General features: G+C 51.9%; 17 protein-coding genes. 13 read left to right on the top strand and 4 right to left on the bottom strand.

Translation table 11 applies throughout. The features are described 5' to 3' along the window. From ACFOET_RS20090 to ACFOET_RS20050, 9 genes are all read left to right on the top strand, one after another. Positions 1-984 (top strand): hypothetical protein (locus tag ACFOET_RS20090; RefSeq protein WP_379026069.1); only part of this gene is annotated, 984 nt, incomplete at its 5' end. A 6-nt stretch (positions 985-990) separates the two neighbouring features. Continuing rightward, complete coding sequence (locus tag ACFOET_RS20085) at positions 991-2,868, top strand: L-type lectin family protein (protein WP_379026067.1); 1,878 nt, start codon at positions 991-993, stop codon at positions 2,866-2,868. A 22-nt stretch (positions 2,869-2,890) separates the two neighbouring features. After that, complete coding sequence (locus tag ACFOET_RS20080) at positions 2,891-4,480, top strand: T9SS type B sorting domain-containing protein (RefSeq protein WP_379026065.1); 1,590 nt, start codon at positions 2,891-2,893, stop codon at positions 4,478-4,480. Between the two features lie 5 nt (positions 4,481-4,485). Further along, positions 4,486-5,499, top strand: a complete 1,014-nt coding sequence (locus ACFOET_RS20075; protein ID WP_379026063.1) for a PorP/SprF family type IX secretion system membrane protein — start codon at positions 4,486-4,488, stop codon at positions 5,497-5,499. A 129-nt stretch (positions 5,500-5,628) separates the two neighbouring features. Then, positions 5,629-6,186, top strand: coding sequence for an RNA polymerase sigma factor (locus tag ACFOET_RS20070; protein ID WP_379026061.1), 558 nt, complete (start codon positions 5,629-5,631; stop codon positions 6,184-6,186). Then, entirely contained in the window at positions 6,183-6,992 is an 810-nt protein-coding gene (locus tag ACFOET_RS20065) for a HEAT repeat domain-containing protein (protein ID WP_379026059.1), read from the top strand. Before ACFOET_RS20070 ends, ACFOET_RS20065 begins: the two co-directional genes overlap by 4 nt. A gap of 46 nt (positions 6,993-7,038) precedes the next feature. After that, positions 7,039-7,983 carry a DUF4097 family beta strand repeat-containing protein gene (locus ACFOET_RS20060; protein ID WP_379026057.1) on the top strand — a complete coding sequence of 315 codons (945 nt, stop codon included), beginning with the start codon at positions 7,039-7,041 and terminating at the stop codon, positions 7,981-7,983. Between the two features lie 103 nt (positions 7,984-8,086). After that, a complete protein-coding gene (locus ACFOET_RS20055) occupies positions 8,087-8,329 on the top strand; it encodes a hypothetical protein (RefSeq protein ID WP_379026055.1) in 243 nt (80 codons plus the stop codon). Positions 8,330-8,389: 60 nt separating this feature from the next. Next, positions 8,390-9,301: a DMT family transporter gene (locus ACFOET_RS20050; protein ID WP_379026053.1), complete on the top strand. Its 912-nt coding sequence runs from the start codon at positions 8,390-8,392 to the stop codon at positions 9,299-9,301. A gap of 77 nt (positions 9,302-9,378) precedes the next feature. Here the strand turns inward: ACFOET_RS20050 and ACFOET_RS20045 are convergent, their stop codons facing one another. The 3 genes from ACFOET_RS20045 to ACFOET_RS20035 all read right to left on the bottom strand — a co-directional run bounded on the left by ACFOET_RS20045 (position 9,379) and on the right by ACFOET_RS20035 (position 12,847). Next, positions 9,379-10,041, bottom strand: coding sequence for a 3-keto-disaccharide hydrolase (locus ACFOET_RS20045; RefSeq protein ID WP_379026051.1), 663 nt, complete (start codon positions 10,039-10,041; stop codon positions 9,379-9,381). Between the two features lie 133 nt (positions 10,042-10,174). After that, positions 10,175-11,269 carry a hypothetical protein gene (locus tag ACFOET_RS20040; protein ID WP_379026049.1) on the bottom strand — a complete coding sequence of 365 codons (1,095 nt, stop codon included), beginning with the start codon at positions 11,267-11,269 and terminating at the stop codon, positions 10,175-10,177. 12 nt (positions 11,270-11,281) lie between these two features. Continuing rightward, positions 11,282-12,847 (bottom strand): glycoside hydrolase family 43 protein, encoded by a 1,566-nt coding sequence (locus tag ACFOET_RS20035; RefSeq protein WP_379026047.1) that lies wholly within the window; start codon positions 12,845-12,847, stop codon positions 11,282-11,284. 93 nt (positions 12,848-12,940) lie between these two features. On the opposite strand from ACFOET_RS20035, the gene ACFOET_RS20030 reads away from it, so the two are divergent. Further along, positions 12,941-14,389, top strand: a complete 1,449-nt coding sequence (locus ACFOET_RS20030; RefSeq protein WP_379026045.1) for a PQQ-dependent sugar dehydrogenase — start codon at positions 12,941-12,943, stop codon at positions 14,387-14,389. Between the two features lie 55 nt (positions 14,390-14,444). On the opposite strand, the gene ACFOET_RS20025 is transcribed toward ACFOET_RS20030, so the two are convergent. Next, on the bottom strand, positions 14,445-16,337 hold the full coding sequence (locus ACFOET_RS20025) for an alkaline phosphatase (protein WP_379026043.1): 1,893 nt from the start codon (positions 16,335-16,337) through the stop codon (positions 14,445-14,447). Between the two features lie 323 nt (positions 16,338-16,660). On the opposite strand from ACFOET_RS20025, the gene ACFOET_RS20020 reads away from it, so the two are divergent. From ACFOET_RS20020 to ACFOET_RS20010, 3 genes are all read left to right on the top strand, one after another. Further along, entirely contained in the window at positions 16,661-17,236 is a 576-nt protein-coding gene (locus tag ACFOET_RS20020) for an RNA polymerase sigma factor (RefSeq protein WP_379026041.1), read from the top strand. A gap of 94 nt (positions 17,237-17,330) precedes the next feature. Next, positions 17,331-18,539 carry a FecR family protein gene (locus ACFOET_RS20015; RefSeq protein ID WP_379026039.1) on the top strand — a complete coding sequence of 403 codons (1,209 nt, stop codon included), beginning with the start codon at positions 17,331-17,333 and terminating at the stop codon, positions 18,537-18,539. A 198-nt stretch (positions 18,540-18,737) separates the two neighbouring features. Then, positions 18,738-22,028: a TonB-dependent receptor gene (locus tag ACFOET_RS20010; RefSeq protein ID WP_379026037.1), complete on the top strand. Its 3,291-nt coding sequence runs from the start codon at positions 18,738-18,740 to the stop codon at positions 22,026-22,028. Positions 22,029-22,030 lie beyond the last annotated feature (2 nt).

Below are 22,030 nucleotides of genomic sequence, written 5' to 3'. Positions count from 1 at the left end.
GAAACAATCACCTCCATCGTGGCCAACGCAAACGGAACCTTCACCTACAACGACGAGAACGGCAACCCGCATGTGATCAACATCGCAGACCTGGAGACACTAACCGTGCTCGACTACGACGACGCCGGCCACGTGCTCAACTACCGCGACGAGGACAACACCCTGCACTCCTTTGACCTGAACGTCGGCAAACTCGACTACGACGCGACAACCAACACGCTGACGTACACCGACGAGGACGGCACGCCAACAACCATCGCCCCGAACAACACCGAGCTGGAATACGACCCCGCAACGGGCATCCTGACATACACCAACACCCTCGGACAGACGCAGACCGTCGACCTGAGGGCCGTAAACATCGCATATAACAACACGACTAGCCTGCTGGCAGCAACAGACGTCCAGGCGGCCATCGATGAGCTGGCAGCAAACATCAATTCATCAGAAGCTTCTAATGGATTACATATCGAAACGATAGACCCCGCTACGGAAGGGCATATAAAGCTCGGCGGCGCACTAACCAAACCAACCGAAATTGAAACTGACGCGACCAACACCCTTGCCATCACCGGATTGCAACCGGGGGATGTTGACCAAGACAATCTGCTGGTGACCGACGCAAACGGTGTGCTAAAAACAATATCACCTAACAAGTTTGTCCGCTTCTTTTACATGCCGTCTATAGTATTTGATACCTCAAGCCCTAATCCTACAGGGCCCTTGCGTACCAGGAATCTCTACCAAGAATATGTAAACCAATTCACTGGAGCTGGTTCGCCTGGTTTGGTAGGAAGTACCGGTGCTCCTGAAACAATACCCTATCTACCGCAAGCCGAAGATCTGTATTACTACATTACCTATTATGACGATGACGTATTTGCCGACCTCAGCATCAATCAAAATGGAGAACTTAGTTACCGCGTCATCGGTCCGGGCACCCCTACATCGTTCATGAACATCGTGTTTGTAATTAAAGACTAAGTAAAGATGAAGGGGTTAAAGAAACTGGTTATGCATCGCCGATTGATGGACCTCAATACCGTTTTTCGGATGACCTCGCTAGTCGTCGCAAGTATCGTGTACTGCTGCCATACCAGCAAAGCCCAGTTTACCATAATCGATGACCTCAGGGGCAACAACTATCCGGATATCGTTGTAGGTGGCCCCGGAGGAACTCAGGGAGAAGCCTACTTTACCTCGGGAATCGACGACCCAGTGGGCAGCGGTTGGCTCCGGCTCACCCGAGATCGAATCAATCAACGGGGGTTTGCCTATATCGACCGGTCTTTCCCGTCAGGAATGGGCGTGTTGATTGATTTTGAATACAAGATGTGGAGAAGCCATAGCGATGGCTCCTATAGTGGCGCTGATGGGCTAAGCGTGTTTCTATTTGATGCCACAACAGATTTTCGTTTGGGAGGCTATGGGGGCTCTTTAGGCTACGCTCCAAATAACGCTGGGGGTGTTCCGCAAGGGTTAGCAGGGGGATATATCGGTGTAGGCTTAGACGCTTACGGAAACTTTTCAAATCCCACAGAAGGTCGTTCTGGAGGGCCGGGCAGAAGGCCAAACTCCATTGTTCTCCGAGGGCCAACGACCGACAACCTCAGCTCAACCAATAGGTACCTAACTGGAAATCAACTTAGCGGAAACGTCAGAGATGATGAGTTGGATTACAATACTACTACCGCCCAACGCCCCTCGAGTGATGTTTTTTACCGACGCGTTCAAATCACTATCATGTATAACACAGGAGCAGGATTGTATGACATTACCGTACGGTGGACCAAAGCTCCCGGAGCTGCATTTACTGAATTGTTAACTTATCAAACAACTGTGCCGCCTCCGCCGACAATGAAAGTAGGTTTTGCTGCATCTACCGGAAGTGGTTTCAACTACCACGAAATCCGCAATATTCTTGTAACCACGCTGGGCAACCTGCGAACCGTAAAATTGGCGGACAAAGACTTCTTGATTCCCACTAATGCAGGGGGCGGAGACGCCAACGAAAACGAAATTACGTACACCATCGAAGTGGTCAACGACACAGACGCACGTATCACAGGCATTGTAGTAAGAGATACCATTAAGGATGCTTATGGCAACGTCTTAAGCCCTGAGACGTTTACGATCGACCCTGAAAGCATTATTGTGCTTAATCCCGATGTTTTGGAGGTGGCATCTGAGATACAAGAAACCGAAACCAACATTATTCAGGGAACCGTATCCATTGCGGCGGGTGAAACGGGCCGGATACAAGTGACAGGCACCCTACATCAAACGCCACCCGGCAATCACATCATCAATACAGTGATGCTTGATCTTCCCGAAGGAACCGACTACGATGATGAGGACCCACTCAACAACATCTCCTCAGTGCGAACCCCTGTTTACGCTGATGGAGTTGACCTCATATTGGGTGACCTCATTGCCGATGGAAGGTGCATTGACTATGCGAAGGGTAACGTATTTATGGTACAGGTTTCTAATCTCGGGACGGATGATGTAAATGTAAACATAAATAAAATTACCGTCACAGTTAACCACCCGGCGGGTATTACGCTCACGCCGATCAATCATTCACGCTGGACAATCGTATCCAATGATGATACTACCTACGAATTTCGTCTGGATAATCCATCGGTTGAGACCTTACGAAGAGGCTTCACCCACCCCGACGCTATCCGGTTCCGCTTGACTCCACAGCCAACGAGCACCCCTAAGCTGTCCTCTTATACAGTGAGTGCCTCAGTCACCCACGCAGATGAGGACGGTGGAAATCATGGAAACAATACCAGCACAGCATCCCCATACAATTGCACCGTCACGTCCAATCCGATGATCTACCAACGGGTGAAATGGTAACAGCAATAAAGCAGTCAGTCTCATGAAGCAGCCAGCAGCCATATCTCCGAAGACTACCATAGCCCAGACGCTATGGCTGCTCGGCATATTACTAGCTGTCTCCCTGCCTGCCCACACCCAAACCGGCATTGGCAGTACCACTGCCGACAACTCCACCGTCATCATCGAACCGGAAACCGTGGAACTTCGCTTTGCAGAAACCAGTTATTTCGGCCCGAACACCCACTGGATCATTAATGGTACACTCGAAATCTGGAGCCGCAACATTTGGATTGCACCTACCGCCACCTTCAGCGGTACAGGCAAAATCATTATCCATGATCCCGGGAATAATCCGTTTTATGAAGATATGCCTGCGGCACCCACCCAGATCGATGCCAACAATGGCAGCCCGATCGGTGTCACCCTTGAGCTACGTAACCCGAACAACCTTGTTTTGTCTAATATTGCCGACCCTGGGTATGATGCAGATAGTCCACCGGATGGTGAACCGCAGTCAGCGGCCCTGCGCCTCAATGCTCTTTTGGAGTTTGCTGTAGATAGCGGCGATATCGTGCTGAATGGGCACAACCTTTACTTGGGCACCGAAGGCCGCTTCGCCGGATACAGCCGCACTCGGATGATTGTGACTGGCAATCGCATAGACGGACATGTTGTCAAAACATATGGGTCAACTTTGCCTTTTACATTCCCTGTTGGCATCGCCGAAGACGACTACACACCGGCCACCCTATCGCCCGCACGTCCGGCAACCTTGTATGTCGGTGTGCAGGACTACGAAGCCGCCGAGCCCATTATCGACTCCCTCAGGGACGGAGGAATGGACCGGATGTGGCATATCTATGCCGACGAAGCGGTGTATACCGCCTACACGCTGCAGCACAACAGCATCACCAATGGTGGCGCCTATGTAGACGAACGCGCACAGATCGTCCAATACGCCGGAAGCGGCAACTGGATGGGCGGCAACACGGAACGAATTGCGCAGGGAATCCATGCCCGTGATTGGATCGCAGCAGCTACACCGTCAGCAGACGAAAGCTGGCTCACCAAACTGGTGTCGGGCAGCCGAGGCCCCCGAGCTACAGACGATGCAAAGGAAGGCCGCTCCGGAAGGCGGCTCGCCGTGCTGGTGCTCGAAAACGACCTTCCGGGCAACAGCCCCATCCTAGTTAGCAGGGTGCGCGTAGTCGTGCAGCCGAGAAATGGAACGGTATTCGTCAATAGCGATGGCAGCATTACCTATACATCCAACATCGGGTTCGTCGGCGAAGACACATTTATATACGAAATCACCGATGAAAGTGGCCTGAAAGACTTTGCCACCGTCCGGATGACTATAGCAGAAGCCGAACTGCTTATTCCTAACGCCGTCACGCCTAATGGTGATGGTAAAAACGACTTCTTTGTCATTCAGGGGCTGGAAAACTATGATAACGGTGACCTGACTATTTTCAACCGCTGGGGTGATGAAGTGTACCGCAGCCGCAGCTACCGGCAAAACTGGGATGCTACGGGTGTAGCGGAAGGCACATATTACTATCGCCTTCTGCTGACGAAGGATGGTGTCGAGACCATCCATAAAGGGTGGGTGCTGGTGAAACGACAATAATAACCATGGCAATGAAGAAAACTTGGATAGTCGTATTTCTGCTGGCCGCACTCGGGCTAATAGTCCCGGTACAGGCTCAGCAGAACATCCAGTTTACGCAATATATATTCAATTCAATGAGCGTCAATCCCGCATACGCTGGGTATAAGGAAGAACTGTTTGCCCAATTGGGCCTGCGAAGCCAATGGGTGGATTTGGAAGGCGCTCCGCAAACAGGCCTACTATCGCTAGATGGTTTGCTCGACCTGTATGGCGCCAGGCGCCATGGTGGCGGGGTACAGATCATGGCCGACCAGATCGGCCCGCAGACCACTACATCGGCTTACCTCAACTACGCTTACCGCTTGCGCTTGGACCGTGAAGACACCCAACGTCTCAGTTTTGGTGTCGGTGCAGGTATTACCCAATACAGCCTTGATGGCACTAAAATAGTAGTGTTGGACGACGGAGACGGCGTACTTCCTCCCGGTAAAATCAGCAACTTTGTGCCGGATATACGCTTTGGTGTTTACTACCACAGCGCCAAGTGGTATGCCGGGGCCGCGATCATGGACCTACTATCGGGAAAAAGCGCAGACAACCTTTTCCGCTGGGATCACACCACGATTGACCGCATCAGGCGCAGGCAGCACCTCTACGTAATTGGCGGCATGCTCATCGATATTGACGAATACACCAAGTTACGGCCCAGCATTTTGTATAAGGATGATCTCATGGGCCCGCCCAGTCTCGATCTAAACGTAATGGCCATCCTTGGCGACCGCCTTTGGTTGGGGGGAGGTATACGTTCGGGGGTTTCGGCATTTCGCAGGAATTACGAGCGGTTTACGGGCGACCGCCTACGTGGACTAAACTCGGTCTCCGCTGTTGTTCAGGTATTCGCGACCGATCGGCTCCGAATCGGATATTCATATGATTATATGCTGAGCCGCCTCAACGGCCTGCAAAACGGATCGCATGAAGTAACGCTCGGCCTTACGCTCGGCCGCCCGCTCGACCGCATAAAGTGTTACTTTTAGCGCGATTGCTTCAACCGAAGCGTCGGGTATAAAATAGGTATTTTAACAAATCTTTATTTCAATGGGCATTTTCCCGTGCAACATTAATAAACAATTGACGACTAAACAGTGAATCATAAAAGATAGACATTGCGACCATTAGGGAAGAATGACGAAACTGAACTGATTGCCTTGTGCCGTGCGGGGCATGAAATGGGCTTCACGGGCTTGTACAACAAGTATGCAAAGACCGTGTATAATTCCATATGTCGCATTATTTCGCATACGGCCGAAGCGGAAGATATCCTGCAGGAGTCATTTTACCATGCTTTTTCGGATATTCACCGTTTGCAGAACGCGGCGAGCTTCGGCGCTTGGGTGAACCGGATAGCACTCAACCGTTCGATCACCTATCTGCGGAAACGAAAAATCCGCTTCTACGAGACGGGAACATTTGATGTAGCTGATGAAGAAAACTACGATGAAAAAGAAGAAGCGCTGTTTGATTGCAAGGTAGCGGATGTACGACGGGCCATCGAACAACTGCCGTCCGGTTACAGAACGATTTTAAGTCTCTACCTTTTTGAAGACATTCCTCAAGAGGAAATTGGCAAGATGCTCGGTATTTCGCATACGACAGTGCGCTCGCAGTATCACCGTGCCAAGAAAAAAGTGATTCAAGTGCTAAAAGACAAGACATTATCATGAACGATCCGATAAAAAAATTCATACAAAAACACCGGGATGAATTCGATCATCTGGAACCATCAGACTTGGTGTTGGACCGCCTGAGGTCACAGCTCAACCCCACCCCTCCACCCGTGAAGAGAGGATACTTCCAGCGATACACAGGCGCTAAGTGGCTGGCTGCAGCATCGCTGCTATTGGGCCTGCTGTGCGTATATTGGCTGCTTGATCGCAGCGATGTTAACACCCTCAGCGAGCCACGCTTAGCTCAACAGCCGGCCCAGCAACCTACGCAACAGGTCATCCTCAAAGACACGCCTACTGTGGTACCCCTTGCGGCCGAACAAGCGGAAGCCCGCCCTGCGGCTCAAGAAGAGCCCGTACAGAAGAAGAGCACCGTTCGAACTGCGGCTACTGAGCGCCTGGCAGCACAGCCCTCACCGTTAGCATCCCGGCTTGCAGACAGCAGTTCAGCGAGCAAACGGCTGGCTGCCATACTCGAAATCGAGCAATCGCGCCGCATGGACGATCAGCTGGTGGCACTGCTTGCCGAGACGATGAATCGCGACAACAACACCAATGTCCGCTTGGCTGCATTGGATGTGCTCAGCCAGCACCTGCATGAGCCAAAGGTCGCCCATATTTTCACCGTATCACTCACCACACAGGATGACCCGTTGGTGCAGCTCGGGTTAGTCAAAATAATCGGACAACTGGACAATATGGATGTTGAAGAAACACTTTTTGCACTGGTTCGGGATCCGTACACATTCGCTGCGGTAAAAGACGAGGCCTACGCCGTCTTGCTGCGGCAAAACAAGCTGTAAGATCCGTTTTACGCATATATAACATCAACAATAAAAACAAAATCACATGAAAAAGCAGACTATCACCTTGGCACTCTTTCTCTCCCTGTGCTTCTCAGCATGGGCGCAAAAGGAATACAGCATTAAGAAAAATACGGGTACGTTACGTCTTAACCTGACGGGAGCCATTATCGAAGGCTATGAGGGTAACGAAATCATCTTTTCTAGCCAGCGTGCGCCGGAAGAAGAAGACGAGCGGGCGAAAGGGCTACAAGCGCTTAGCAGTTTGGGCTACAAAGACAACACCGGCCTCGGCATCAGTGTGACCGACAAAGGTCAGCATGTTGAGGTAAACCTCGTGGGCAACAGCAGGCGCAACGATGTGCTGAAAATCAAGGTACCCAACCGGATGAACGTGACATTCAACAATGAAAAGTCAATATTTGTAGACACCCTTCATATCAAAAATATAAAAGGAGAGCTTGAAGTTTCCACGAGCTATAATGGGATCATCCTTGAAAACAACAGTGGCCCCATGAACGTAAAGACGGTTTACCGGGACGTCGAGGCATCCTTTGCAAATGATATAAAGGGGCCCATCTCCATCATCTCGGTATACGGGCACGTCGACGTAGCAATTCCTAAGGCCACTAAGGCCAATCTCACATTGGGTACCAGTTATGGCAAGCTTTATGCGGCTGATGAGCTAGATATTTCCATTACGCCAAAAGAAGACGGACGCGATGATGTTGGGATAACCAGCGCTGATGCAAAACCTTCCGTCCGTAACGTATATATTCCGGTAAATGGGGAGCGCCTTGCTGTAAATGTCGGCGGGGGGCGTGGAGCGGTGATTTTGTCAGACAGCTTATCTGCTTTGGGCGCTATTTCAATCAGAGGGTTTGCCGCCGGCGGGAGCGAACCGGAAAACATAGAAGGCACGATCAATGGTGGCGGCACCAACCTGATTCTCAAATCCACTTATCGAAACGTATACCTCCGTACTAAGTGACAACTATGCAAAAGGACGCGTTTAACTCCGTCCTTTTGCTGTTGCCTTTTTCAAACTTTTCATTTTCCGCGCTGTTGTTTCTGATAAACGAATAGAAGTAGATATGGAAAATCAAGAGCATAAGAAACCCTCAGATCCGGAAACGCGCGAGCGCGGGATTGCAGAAAACGAGCGGGCGAATTACAGCTCAGCGTCTGCTGATAAGCACAAAACGCATGACGAAGACGAAGACTCCGATATTCGGGAAACCGATGATGTGAGGGAGACAGATACCGGCGGGAGTGACTTAGCCGGTACCGCTTCAGGCAATTTGGAGCCCGACGATCTGCCGAATAAAGACGAGTAATTTTTTCGCGCTAAAGTTGGCATTTTCAGCAGAAAAGCGGAAATTCGCCAAAAAGTATTCTTGCGTCCGACATATCAAAAATGGCTCTTGTTAGGGTTCCTTACCCTGACTTGGGGCAGTTCTTTTATCCTGATTAAGCAAAGCCTCGGTGTGTACACTCCCCTACAGGTGGGCGCGTTGCGCCTATGCGCCGCCGGAATCATATTGGTCGTTTTCGGTGTCCGCAATTTAAGACATATTCCCAGAAAACTTATGCCATGGGTGGTTGCAGGCGGTGCGATGGGCAATTTCATTCCGATGTTTCTGTTCCCGCTTGCGCAGGAAAAAGTCAGCAGTTCCATGGCCGGTATTCTGGATTCACTGGTCCCTATTTTTATACTCTTATTCGGCTACTTATTTTTCGGAATAAAAAGCAGATGGTCGCAAGTCGTTGGAGCCGTTATAGGATTTATTGGAGCTGCGGTCCTTGTTGGCGACGGTGGAAACGGCGGTCGAAGTGACGCGTTCCATTCATTGCTCATAGTATTAGCCACGGCATTTTACGGAATGAACGGTCTGATTATCACGAGGCACCTTTCGGGCATACCATCTTTCAAGCTGTCTTCTGTCGTGTTTACCGTCTGGTTCGGGCCGGCGCTGCTCATTCTTGGATTCAGCGGTTTCTTCTCCACGTTTGAAGGTACAGCGCCACAATGGCAAGGCTTAGCTTACGTGGCCATTCTCGGCCTTGTCGGCACGGCGCTGGCCATGATACTATACTACAAGTTGCTGCAGCTCACGTCTGCAATTTTCGCCGCTATGGTTACTTACCTCATGCCCATTGTCGCGGTAATGTGGGGGCTGCTGGATGGTGAGCGGCTCGCGTGGTCTCACGCTGCCGGCGGCGCACTGATTCTTGTCGGTGTCTATCTCATTCAGCAGAAACCTAAGGCGCAAGTTGCTGCCGAGGCGCCAGACAGCGTTATCAGCTGATATCCGGCACGGATTACATCGTAGCTGATCATGATCTCCGCGCCGCTGTCCACAGGTAACATGGTAAAAAAAAAGATTTACCGAATAGAAGAAAGCCGGTCAATGGGGGTCAGCAGCACCTTCCTGAATTCCACTTCTGCACCTTCCGCTTGCAGGGCAATACGACCTTCCTTTGCCGTACACTCAAAGCCGTCATTCACCAAATCACCATTCACCCACACGCGGACACGCCGGTCTAAGACCTCAATTTTCATACGGTTCCACTCGCCCACGGGAGCCTCCGAACCATCCGTAAGATTCTTGATCCTGCGCTCTTTGCCATCCGTACTGCCCCAGTTAGCCTTTGGCCCGCGCCTTTCTTCCATGTCGGGCACACGGATATCCTCGCCGATACACCAGAAATCACCTGCATTTTCATGCATCATCTGTACCTCGATTGACTGGGGAAACATATCATACAAGACGCGGGGTGTAGAGGTATGCACCAGCACCCCGCAGTTGCCGGGTTCTCCGGCGAAGCGATATTCGACCTCCAGGCGGTAGTCGCTAAATGATCGGTCCGTTATAAGGTGACCATTCGGATTGCCCAAGCTCACCAAAAGGCCGTCCCTGACAATAAACGGGCTTGTTACGTCTGCCCCGCCGTCCATTGCCGGCACATCAATGTGCCAGCCTGTCAAGTCCTTGCCATTGAATAAGCTTTCAGACTGCGAAAACGCGGGAGCAGCATATGCCGCCATAACGAACCAGCATAAAAACATCAACGATAGCTTCATAATCACAAACTTACCCAAATCGCGTTATATAAACAAGCCTTTAGAAAGCTGAGCTCGCTATCCGATACAGCAGCATACAACCGGTTACGGATAGCGGTTAAAGGGAATCCGCCTTTATGATCTCTTCCGGCGTTCTTTTAGTTAAACCGTAATAGAACTTCTGGCCAGCGACATATTTTTCACGCAGTTCGAAGTTTTCGAATGACGGGCCTCCTGGAATCGGCATATAGTGCGACGTATCCCTACTTCCGCCGCTCCAATACCGGGCTCTGCCGTTAACCCGCACGACCAGCGAGGGGTCAACATCACCTTTCTCTTTTTTCCAGTACTGGGTCAGTTTGAACGGTGTCCGGTATTTCCAATTCAACTTGGTCTTGGCCAGCGAATCCTCCGGCCAGGCGAGTAGTTGCGCTATCGGCTCATTGCCCGTAGCAAATACCCATCGGTTACCAGCTTTGTCTTCCAGCATTTCACTGCCGGGAAAGCTCTCCTTTTCAATGAAATCGATCCCGTCGAATCCGGCATAGAGCTGCTCAGATCGGATTACCCCATTTTTTAAGTGGAGCCGCCTCAGTCTGGGGTAGTTGCCCATAGTCGCCGTTATTGCGCAGCGATCCATGAGTGCGCTTTGATCGTGGTGAAACACCTGCACACACAGCTCCTCAGGCCGGTCGCTGCGGATCGACAGCCGCAGGTAGGGCGCTGCGCCGTTGGCGAAGCGCTCCATAAACACAAAAACCGCCAGTTCTTCCGCCGCACCGGCACCCTCACCGATGCGACTGATGGTTCCCCGCGTCTTCGCTGAAGGATGATACGGACCCGGTGTAGGCGTATCTCCGGCCCAAAGCAGTTTCCCCCATACGCCGTCTACCACAGAGGGCGAAATCTCACTGAACTCCATTTTCCCATCCACCACCGGTTCAATGGCCAGGAAGTTTATCATGTGTACTTCTCCTCCGCTTTCATAGCCTACGCGGATCAAACCCCTCGGCCCACCACCATAGCGGTTTCCGGAATTTTCCACACCGTAGGGCCAAAGGCTGAAAACAATGCCATTCTTAGCGCCCCAAACCGGATCGCTGCTACGATGATCCGGTCGGATCCAATTCGGGTTTGAGGATTCCTGTGCACAGACTGCTGTGCCGAGAAGAACGCTAAGCACCAGGCATACGACAGCTTTCATTCCTGCCACGATTGACCTCCTTTACCTGTTCTTGATTTCAAATTTCGTGATATTGACCGGTCCTCCGTCTTTTCCCTGGGCAGCAACACCGGCACGGAATCCCATTCCCCAGGGCACGAGCGAAGCAGCGTCATACCCTTCCATCACCGTGTTCCATACTTCCCCCTCTTTCCATGAAAAGTCAACAATATGGCCATCTGACACCGCCATTTTGAGGGACACGGTGTCTCCCGTCCCGTCAATATCAAGTTCCTCCATGTACTGCACATCATCTTTCGCGATCCGCCAAACTTTCACCTTTTTCCCGAATACGCCTATCCCGATGCCGGCGATCGGAGCGCCGAACCGGTTGTTTGCCCCACCGATCATCGCGACGGACGCCCCTGCCTCGTCACCGGTGTTCGCGATGTTGATATCCGCCATCACCTCGTAATCGATGGAGGTGACGGGTTGGACGAGCAGGGTGCCGATGCCATCGTTAGCCTCAGATGCCGTCAAAAACAGGCCATCCGCCCCTACGCGGTATTCCACCGGTTGGTTTACCCGCCAACGCCAAACAGGGTTCAGCGACTCAAAACGATCAGTATAATCTACTGAGGCAACGTCGCGATTGTAGGTTGCGTCGTTGGCAAACACCGGCCAGCCATCAGCTGTCCAGTTGATCTTTTCCAGAACGCCTTCCCGGCCTACATACACACTTCCCGCCTGGTTGTACGCATGGTACAGGTAATAGAAGTCGCCTCCGCGCTCCACCACAGTCCCGTGGCCGGCACACTTCCAATGATCATTATCAACCAATACGGGGTTACGTTCATATTTTTCCCACGGCCCCAGTATATGCTTGGCCCGCGCTACTCCAGTTTTGTAATTGCAGGTCACCTCGCAGCAAGCTCCCGCTGAATAGGTAGCATAGTAGTAATCGTTGTGCCTGAACACGCTGATTCCCTCTACCAGCTGACCTTCCCATTCACTGTCGTTTACAAAAAGCAGATGCATTTCTCCCTGCAGTTCCGTTCTTTCCGGATTGATCTCCTGCGCCCACATCGGAGTGGGTTGACCTTTGCTATTGCCATCCTCCTTCCATAGCAAATAGATTTTGCCGTCCTCGTCTTTCACTTCATATGCATCTATAGAACCCAATTCCTGACTTATCAGCGGCCCATGATCGGTATACGGTCCTTCGGGAGCCGGGGCGCTGGCCACGGCCACGGCCAGGCGTCCGGTCGATTTATCGCGAGCGGTATAGTACAGGTACACCTTGCCCTGTTCCTCGTCATAAGCCAACTCGGGTGCCCAGAAATTGTTCCTTGCCCATTCGGGCAGATCGGCAAATGCATAGGAAACCTGTTCCCAGTTGACCAAATCATTGGACTTGTAAATCGGGAACAGCGGCGCCCATTCGTTTGAAGTGGCTGATGCCCAGTATGTGTCGCCGATTTTAATTACCGTGGGGTCTGGATGATCTCCGGGCAATACAGGGTTGATAATGGTCATCTGTTCGTCCTGCTTATCCGCCGGCCTGTTTCCGGTACAGCCGTAGGCAAGTGGCAACAATATTGCCAAGCACATTCCAATGGTTTTGTTCATGGAGCTAATATCGTAAAAAAATTGTATGCAGGCGATCTTTCTAACAATGCCAACAAAACTGCCTATTGCGGGTTTTCTCGTAAAACGTATCATATGCATAAAAGCGTCTTTCCCCTTAGTTTGGCACTGCTAACAGTGAACGCATCAGATGCGCAGCAGCAGGCATTTGAGCAACGAATAGTGGCTTCAGATCTGGCTGATCCTTGGTCGATCTCGTACGGTTCTGATGGCTATTTGTGGATTACCGAAAGCAAAACGTACCGTGTGTGCAGAATAGACCCCGAATCGGGGAGCATGACAACCGTCCTCGACCTGACTGACAAGCGCTTGTTCCCGCGGCACGACACACTGGACACCGGTGGCAAGCCATGGCCACAAGGCGGCTTAATGGGCCTGGCGCTGCATCCCGATTTTTCGTCCGGAAAACCGTTTGTGTATTTAGCTTACGTCTATAAGTTTGAAGAAGCCGGCAACGAAGGAAATGGGTGCCTTCCTGATTTTGGTGGCTGCCTGTTCAAAACGAAAGTTGTTCGCTACCGTTACGAAGACCATAGTAAGCAGCTGGTCAATGAAGAAGTAATAGACGACGATATACCCGGGAGCAACGATCACAATGGCGGAAGGCTGATCATTATGCCCGCCAAAGGAAACCATTATCTATTTTATGCAGTTGGCGATTTGGGGGCGGGGCAATATGATAACGCCGGACGACCGAATTTCGCTCAGGATCCGGGGACAAAGGAAGGCAAAATACTGCGCTACCTCGCGGATGCCGATGATTCCAGGCAAGGGCCCGGCGCGTGGATCCCCGATGATAATCCCTTCAACGCCGACACACTGTCGCCGGTATATTCCATCGGGCATAGAAACGCGCAAGGGCTCGCATGGGGCAACGTCAATGGAGCGACTTATTTGTACGCCAGCGAGCATGGCCCATTTTCGGACGATGAGATAAACCGGATCGAGCCGGGAAAAAACTACGGACATCCGTTGATCATCGGCTATGCCGACGGAAACTATAACGGTCTGGCAGCCGGGGTCTCACCACACAGCCACCTTCCGGGACCATGGAACACCAGCTACCCGTTGATCGTTAGCGAGCAGGACGCCGCTGCCCAACTGGGCGAAGCGTACCGCGACCCGATATATAGCTTTATGCCCTCGGACAATGAATACCTTCTTGACAAGATGAAACAGATACGTGCGTCGGAAAGTCCAGAATGGCCATCGGTGGCACCGAGCGGTTTAGCCTTTTATCACCACGAGGGAAAACCGGAATGGAAAAACAGTTTATTGCTGACTACGCTTAAGGCAGGGGCACTTTATCGCATCCCGTTACGACCTGATGGCGAAGGATTAGCCAGCGAGCCTGAGAAACTGATTGAAGCGAACGTACGCTACCGGGATATCTGTATAGCTCCAGACGGGATGAAACTGTTTGTAATCACGGACAAGTCGGCGGTGACCTCCGGCCCCACGGAAGAGAAACCCGACGAGAGCAATATGCGGGGATGTATCATTGAATATAGGCTGGTGAGATAAGCTGCTTGCAAACGGTTCGTAATCGTGCGCTCGCCAGAATTTGCGAGAATAGGGATTATTCGATCTGCAATAGTTTGTAGATACGTTTAGCAATCTCAGCATTATCCACGAAACCCCGAAAATGCTCCGCCCCCGGGCCATAAGCGGCCAGTGGTACAGGTATGCCGGTGTGGTCTGTCGTGGCAAAACGGCCCAGAACCTCACCGGTTTTATCGTTGCCATCCAGCACGACCAGCCCCCCTGTTTCGTGATCAGACGTGACGATGACCAGCGTTTCCCCATCGGCATCGGCATATTCCAGCGCCTGGCCGACCAGCCTATCGAAACTCAGGTATTCGGTCACCGTAAAGGGTATTGAGTTGCTATGGCCGCCGCCATCAATTTTAGCACCCTCAACCATCAAAAAGAAGCCATTGTCACCGCTTTGCGTGTTCAAAAATGTCACTGAAGGGAGGAACGCATGTTCGATCATTCGGTAGTCAGTATTGATACTGCCCTGCTCGCTACTCAGTTTATCCCATTCACGGCTTACCCTGTCTGACGCGAATGCCAGCACTCGCTTGCTCTTGCTTTTTTCAATGCCCTCCAACCCCTCTTGCACGTCAAAGCCTTTGTTGCGCAGCTCGACGAGCAACGCGCTGTCTGCTTCTGCAAAGGCGGGGTGGAAACCGCCCACCACCAATGACAGCTTCGAGTCTAACAAATCGTGAGCAATGCTATCCAACAGGTCGCGCTCGCTGACATGTGCATAAAATGAAGACGGTGTTGCTCCCGTTACACGGTCGTTAGAGACGATGCCGCTAACAATTCCTTTCGTGGCGAGGCGATCAGGAATATTGGTTACCGGATTTCCGAGCGTATCCACGCCGATATAACGGTTACGGGTTTTGACACCCGTGGCCAGGGCGCTACCGCCCGCAGCGGAGTCCGTATGGTAGTTGTCTGTCGAGCTGGTGTATAGATAACCCGTGTATGGCATATTAAGCACATTCAGCAATCCGCGGTTAGCGATTGCGGCGGCCGACAGCTGAGACAACCCGGCCCCATCGCTAATTAACAGGATAATATTGCGCGGCCTTGTACCCAGTTTCGCAGTGTAGCGCGGTTGGTAAGGCACATAAGGTGCGTCTTCGCGGTAAAAATGCCGGGCGTAGTTGCGCATAAATTCCGATACGCCTATCGGGTCATCGGTGTTAATGTAGTCGATCCCCAATTTGACCCATTCATACCAGGTAGTCCGCGTATCCGGGCTTGCCCAGAAGCGGATTTTCTTTCCGATACGATGAACCGAGTCTACAATGGCTTTCACCTTAATCAAATCCGGTTCGGTAAGTCTTCCAAAGCCATTCCATTTAGAAATAGCGGGGAACGGAGCACTGAACAAGCCGATGCGTGCCAGTTGATCCGGGGTGTAATGCACACCCAGATCCCCGTCAAAAAAGAACATTTCGTCAAAGTCGGCAAAGTTGGCCGCCTCGGGCTTTTTGCCGCTGATAACCAGCTTAACCGCTTTGGGATTGTTCTTGCTGTCAAAATAGTCGCGGTGCGGCCGCAATTTCTCAGTCAGCACGTTAAGGACGGGCCCTCCATCGGTTTTCGGATCGATCAGCAGCTGAAGCTGGCCCTGATCGGGATAGAGATAACCATCTTCAGCATCTTTAAATGCCCTAAGGATCGGCTCCAAATAGAGCTTGTCAAACGTACGCTCGTCGCTAATTTCGTGCGCATCGTGGGCCACGTATAGTTCGCCATCCTTTAGGAACAGATCCACCTCCATAGATCCAAAACCCAGACTATACGCCAAGGTAAACGGATTATTTCGGCTGTAGTCGTTGTGCGAATGCGCGTTGCCTACATAAGCAACCGGGCGGATTTGCGATGAGGCCGGAGCCACCACGAGAAGCGCTGCGCTCACCGCGAGAATATGAATAATCGTGTTCGTTTTCATCAGTCGTTGTTTTATTGCTATCGCCCAGGCTGGAACCATACAGGCGCGTTACGGCTAGGTATGTCACCTCGCATATGCCGGTTTACCCACTCAATCGTTATGAAAGCCATTACACGATATTTGGTGTATAAACTCCGCAAAGGTGGGTTGGATGTGTTAACTGAACATTGGGCCAAGATTGTCTTTTGGTAAAGATTGGAACAATTTCGGCGGCCCGATGGTATACGTTACAGATGTCTGAAGTTCGATTTGTAAATGTCCGATTTTTTTTAGTAGTTTGTCTTACTATCCAAGTCCAATACACTAATTAATTATGTTCCAACGTGAGAAATCTTCATGATACAGACCTCGTTCATCGTCTCAGGCAACGTGACCAGTCGGCTTTTGAGGAAGTATTCGAAGCACATCATAGAAAAATATACCAGTTTGCGCTCCGGCTGCTTCGTGACGAAACCCTAAGCGAAGAGATCGTCCAGGATACGTTTCTGCAGTTTTGGTTGCATTGCGAGTATTTGGATGACCAACGGTCGGTTGTACCCTACCTATATGTCACCGCCCGACGTACCATCACCGACTATTGGCGGAAAGCCGCGACATCCAAAGCCTTTTTGGATCGGCTATATCACCGCATAGCGATTGCCCATAACAACACCGAAGAACAGCTCAATCTTCGCGAGCTGACACATGTCACCCAAACCGGGTTAAAGCGGCTATCGGACCAGCAGCATGCCGTGTTCATGCTGAGCAGAGGCGAGGGACTCACCTACCAAGAAATCGCCGAGCGCATGCAGATATCGCGCGATACGGTAAAGTATCACCTCATCAATGCACTAAAAATACTACGAAAGCATTTTGAACAGCATGGCGTCACCTGCATCCCCCTGCTGTTTTTGTGTTAACTTTTTTTACCGATCCACTACCCACTCCCGTAGCTGCCACGTACTTATTAATAATAGACCACAATAACGGTCACGCCCATAACGCGGGATAGCTATGGAAAAAAAGGAGCATATAAGGAAACTGTTGGACGCATTTGCGTCGGGGCGAATCAGCAGAGCAGCATTTGACGAGCTTCACCAATACTTGTCAGCCAACGATCAAGACGAGGTCATTGCTTCCTGGGTGGACGAACACCTGCGCCAAGAAGAAGATAATGATCAGATTCCCGTTAATCGTCAAAAGATGATCTCTACGATCATCAACCATCCCGACTTTGAACGCAAATCGCGCCGACACAGTGGCTTGCTGCGCTATACCCATTGGTTGGGCGGCACAGCGGCACTAATTTGCATCGGGATCGGGCTTTGGTGGACACAGCCCGTCAACGAACCTTGGCAGGAAGCCGAAGACAACAATACTACCGTTTCAGCAACCTCACTTCCGGCCTCAGGCACGGATAAAGCAGTCCTCCGTTTGGCCGATGGCACAGTGGTCGACCTGGAGGAGGCATCGAACGGAGTGGTGGCCAGTGAAGCCGGTGTATCCGTCGTTATGGAAGGTTCTGAGCTGGAGTATCGCCAATCAGCGCATTCCACCGGTACCGTCCAAGCAGAGCACAGCATTCATATCCCTAAAGGCAAGCAGTACCGGCTCACCTTGCCGGACGGCAGCCGAGTCTGGCTCAATGCAGCATCGTCGATCATATTTCCAGTACAATTCGCCGAAGACAAACGGGTGGTTACCATCGAAGGTGAAGCGTTTTTTGAAATACACCACGACTCAAAAAAGCCCTTTGTGGTGCAGACGGCACTGCAAACGCTGGAAGTGCTGGGAACCACCTTCAACGTAAGCGCCTACGCCGATGATGGCTACGTAAAGACTGCGCTTATTTCGGGGAGTGTACGTGTCGAAAGATCGGGAGATGGCCCACTTGCGGGCCGTTCGCTCATTCTCAGTCCCGGAGAGCAATCGCTGATCGAAGCGGACGGCAACACGATCAGGCGGGCCGCTGTAGACACACGGCGCGTCGCTTCGTGGAAAGACGGGCTATTTACCTTTCATAACGAACCTATAGAAGAGGTTATGCGGAAGGTGGCACGTTGGTATGATGTCGAGGTCGAGTATCGGGACGGCATGGCAGGTAAGCGAATCGGAGGCAGCGTTCAGCGGTTTCAAGAGGTAAACAAACTGATGAAAGCATTGCAGGCGACCGGCCTGCTGCGCTATCAAATGGAAGGAGGTAAAATTCTGATTATGAAATAGCCATACCTCCAACAATAGCGAAAACAGCCGGAACGTTGCCGCGTTCCGACTGCCGGGGTCAAGGACCCTCGATTCGTTAATTGCTCGGTGATTTGCAAAAACCAATTTTAACTAACAAACCTTGTTCAAATGTATGAAAAAAAAGCTGCTTTGGGCATGTCCCAAAGCGCATTACACCAGTTATATCTATCGGTAATTATGAAATTGAGTGCTGTCTTGGTTGTGATTAGCTTGCATTTCAGTGTATTTGCCAGTGCGCAGAAAATCACGATGCAACTCCGTTCAGTATCATTAGAAACCGTTTTTCAGGAACTAAACAGGCAGAGCGGCTACCACTTTCTATTTGATGCTGATGCCATCACCCAAGCGCCCAAGGTTAGCATAGTCTGCAAAGATGCTACGCTGCGCGACGCGCTAGACCAATGCCTGCACGGATTGCCGCTGACCTACACCATTGAAGAGGCCAACGTCATCATTTCCCGGGCGGCGCCCCGCACGCAGACCCAGCAACGCGTCGTCACGGGGCGCGTCACCAGCGAAAAAGGAGAGGCGCTCGAAGGCGTCACAATTGCGCTGAAGCAATCTCAGCAGCGTGTTGTCTCCGACCGTGCCGGCGCCTATCGGATTGCCATATCCGGCAATGAAACCGCATTAGTCTTCACGATGGTTGGCTACCATCCGGTCGAACGCGCTATCGGCAGTTCCTCCGTCCATGACGTGGTTTTGAGAGAAGCGGTAGATGATCTCGAAGAGGTCGTCGTAGTGGGTTACGGCACGGTGCGTAAGTCCGATCTGACAGGATCCGTAGCGACCATCTCCGAGCGTGATATCAAATCGACGCCGGTTGTCGATTTCGGTCGTGCGCTACAAGGACGAGCGCCGGGTGTATTGGTGACTCAAAACTCCGGGAGCCCCGGCGCGCCCGCCACCATACGGATTCGCGGTACCGGGTCGGTCAATGCCGGCAACGACCCGCTTTATGTCGTTGACGGGTTTCCCACGGGCTCGATCAATACGCTCAACCCCGCAGATATTGAGTCCATCGAAATTCTGAAAGACGCCTCGTCGACCGCAATTTACGGCTCGCGCGGCTCCAACGGCGTCGTTATCGTGACTACCAAGCGGGGTAAAGCCGATCAAAACGATATTGCCTTTGAAAGCTATTACGGCATGCAAACCGTACGGCATACCATCCCCTTGCTCAACAGCCGTCAGTACGCCGAGTTTATCAACGAAGCCAGAATCAACGGTGGCGGCGAGCCCTATTTCGACGGGTCGTCTGCCGAGCGCGCACTCCCCAATCAGATTGAGGTCGACACGGACTGGCAGCACGAAGTTCTCCGCCCGGCCCCGTTACAGCAATATCAGCTGATGCTTACCGGCGGCGAAAGCAAAACGCGTTACGCTATTTCCGGCAATATCTACAGCCAGCAGGGCATTATCGAACGGTCCAGCTTCAAGCGTTATACGCTTCGTACCAATATCGATAGGGAGCTTTCCGAGCATGTAGTGCTAGGGCTAAACCTTACCGGTGCGATGATAAAGGGCCAGGCCGCCCACTCGCAGATCGGCGGCGGATCCAACGCTGGGGTGATGAATGCTGCCGTAAACTATGCACCCGTATTTCCCGTGTTTAACGCCGACGGATCCTACTACCGCGACCAAGGCCCACTAAACGGCAACCTGGTTGACAACCCCGTGGGTATCGCCCGGGAGATCACCGATAAGTCGCTAAACAATAGGCTGATGGTCAATGCATTTGCAGATGTAAAACTACTGGAAGGACTTACCCTCCGCACATCGCTGGGAGGCAACATCGAAAACACCAAATTCAACTATTACGTCACCCGCAACATCGGCTTGGGCATGGGAACCAACGGCATAGCGCGCATAACGACGGGTTTGAACCGCGAATGGTTAAATGAAAATACGCTGACCTTCAGCCGCGATTTCAATGACCACCACCACCTGACCGCCCTTGCAGGGTACACGGTGCAGGGCATCTACTTCGAAGGCGTAGAAGCCAACGCCCGCGACTTCAACGATGATTTTGCGTTGTATCACAACCTCGGAGCCGGGGGCACCTTGCAGCGGCCCCATTCCGATGCCAGCGAATGGGCGCTGCAATCCTACCTCGCCCGCATCAACTACCGGTTTCAGGATCGGTTCCTGCTTACCCTGACTGCGCGGGCCGACGGTTCATCACGGTTTGGACCCAACAAAAAATACGGTTTTTTCCCTTCGGGCGCCTTCGCTTGGCGTATCATCAACGAGTCCTTCATGCACAATCAGCAGACCATCTCCGACCTCAAGCTTAGGGTCAGCTACGGCCTTACGGGCAATCAGGACATCCGCAATTTCGGTTACCTCTCCATTATAGGCAACGTGCAGTATCCGCTCGGAGGCGCCAATCCGGTGTTGCAGACCGGTGCGGTGCCGGTCAGTCTCAGCAACTTAAACCTTGGTTGGGAAAGCAACGCCCAGCTTGATGCCGGCATAGACGTCGCCTTTTGGTCCAATCGAGTCCGGCTCACCGCCGATTACTATCGCAAGCGGACGTTTGACCTGCTGTTTGATGTTAACGTCCCTCAGACCACCGGCTACAGCTCTTCACTGCGCAACATCGGCGAAGTCGAAAACCGCGGGTTTGAAATCGGGCTTAATACAGACAATCTAAAAAAGCACGCCTTCGAGTGGACCACCTCGCTCAATCTAACCTTCAATCGAAACAAGGTACTCAGTCTCGATGGACGCGATGAATTTACCACCGGAGCCGCGAGCGGCCACCATGGCGTTACCAATACCGTATTGATGAAAGTCGGCGAACCGCTGGGCGATTTCTATGGCCGGAAGGTCATCGGCATCTTCCAAACCGATGAAGAGGCCCGTTCGTCCGGCCAGCCAAACGCCGCCGCTGGGGATCTTCGGTATGCCGATATCAACGGCGACGGCGAAATCAACGATAACGACCGTACGGTCATCGGCAACGGCAATCCGCCCGTATTCGGCGGGATGACTCACTACCTGCGCTGGCGCAATATTGACCTTACCGTTTTCCTTCAAGGTAGTCTGGGCAATGACATCCTGAATTTCGCGCGGTTTGACCTATACAACCTCAATGGCAACAACAACCAATCCATTGATGTGTTAGACCGCTGGACCCCTTCCAACCCGAGTCAAACGACCCCGCGGGCAAATTCCACCGGTGGCCAGCGGATTCTGTCGTCCTTCCATATCGAAGACGGCTCCTATCTGCGGTTGAAAAACATCGCATTGGGGTATACCATCTCCGGCGATAACATGCGTCGTATCGGTCTGGGCGAGATTAGAGCATATATCGCTGCGCAAAACTACCTGACATTCACCCGGTACAAAGGCTTTGACCCGGAAGTCAACCGGTTCGGCAATTCAGCCATCAACCAAGGAATGGATTTCGATGGATATCCCAACGCCAAAACCATCATGTTAGGACTAAACATAAAGCTATAATT

Origin of the sequence: Parapedobacter deserti (genome assembly GCF_042646065.1) — a bacterium.
In the GTDB taxonomy this organism is placed as follows: domain Bacteria; phylum Bacteroidota; class Bacteroidia; order Sphingobacteriales; family Sphingobacteriaceae; genus Parapedobacter; species Parapedobacter deserti.
Note: the sequence above shows the minus strand (reverse complement) of the source record. Positions and strands in the feature narration are given on the sequence as shown.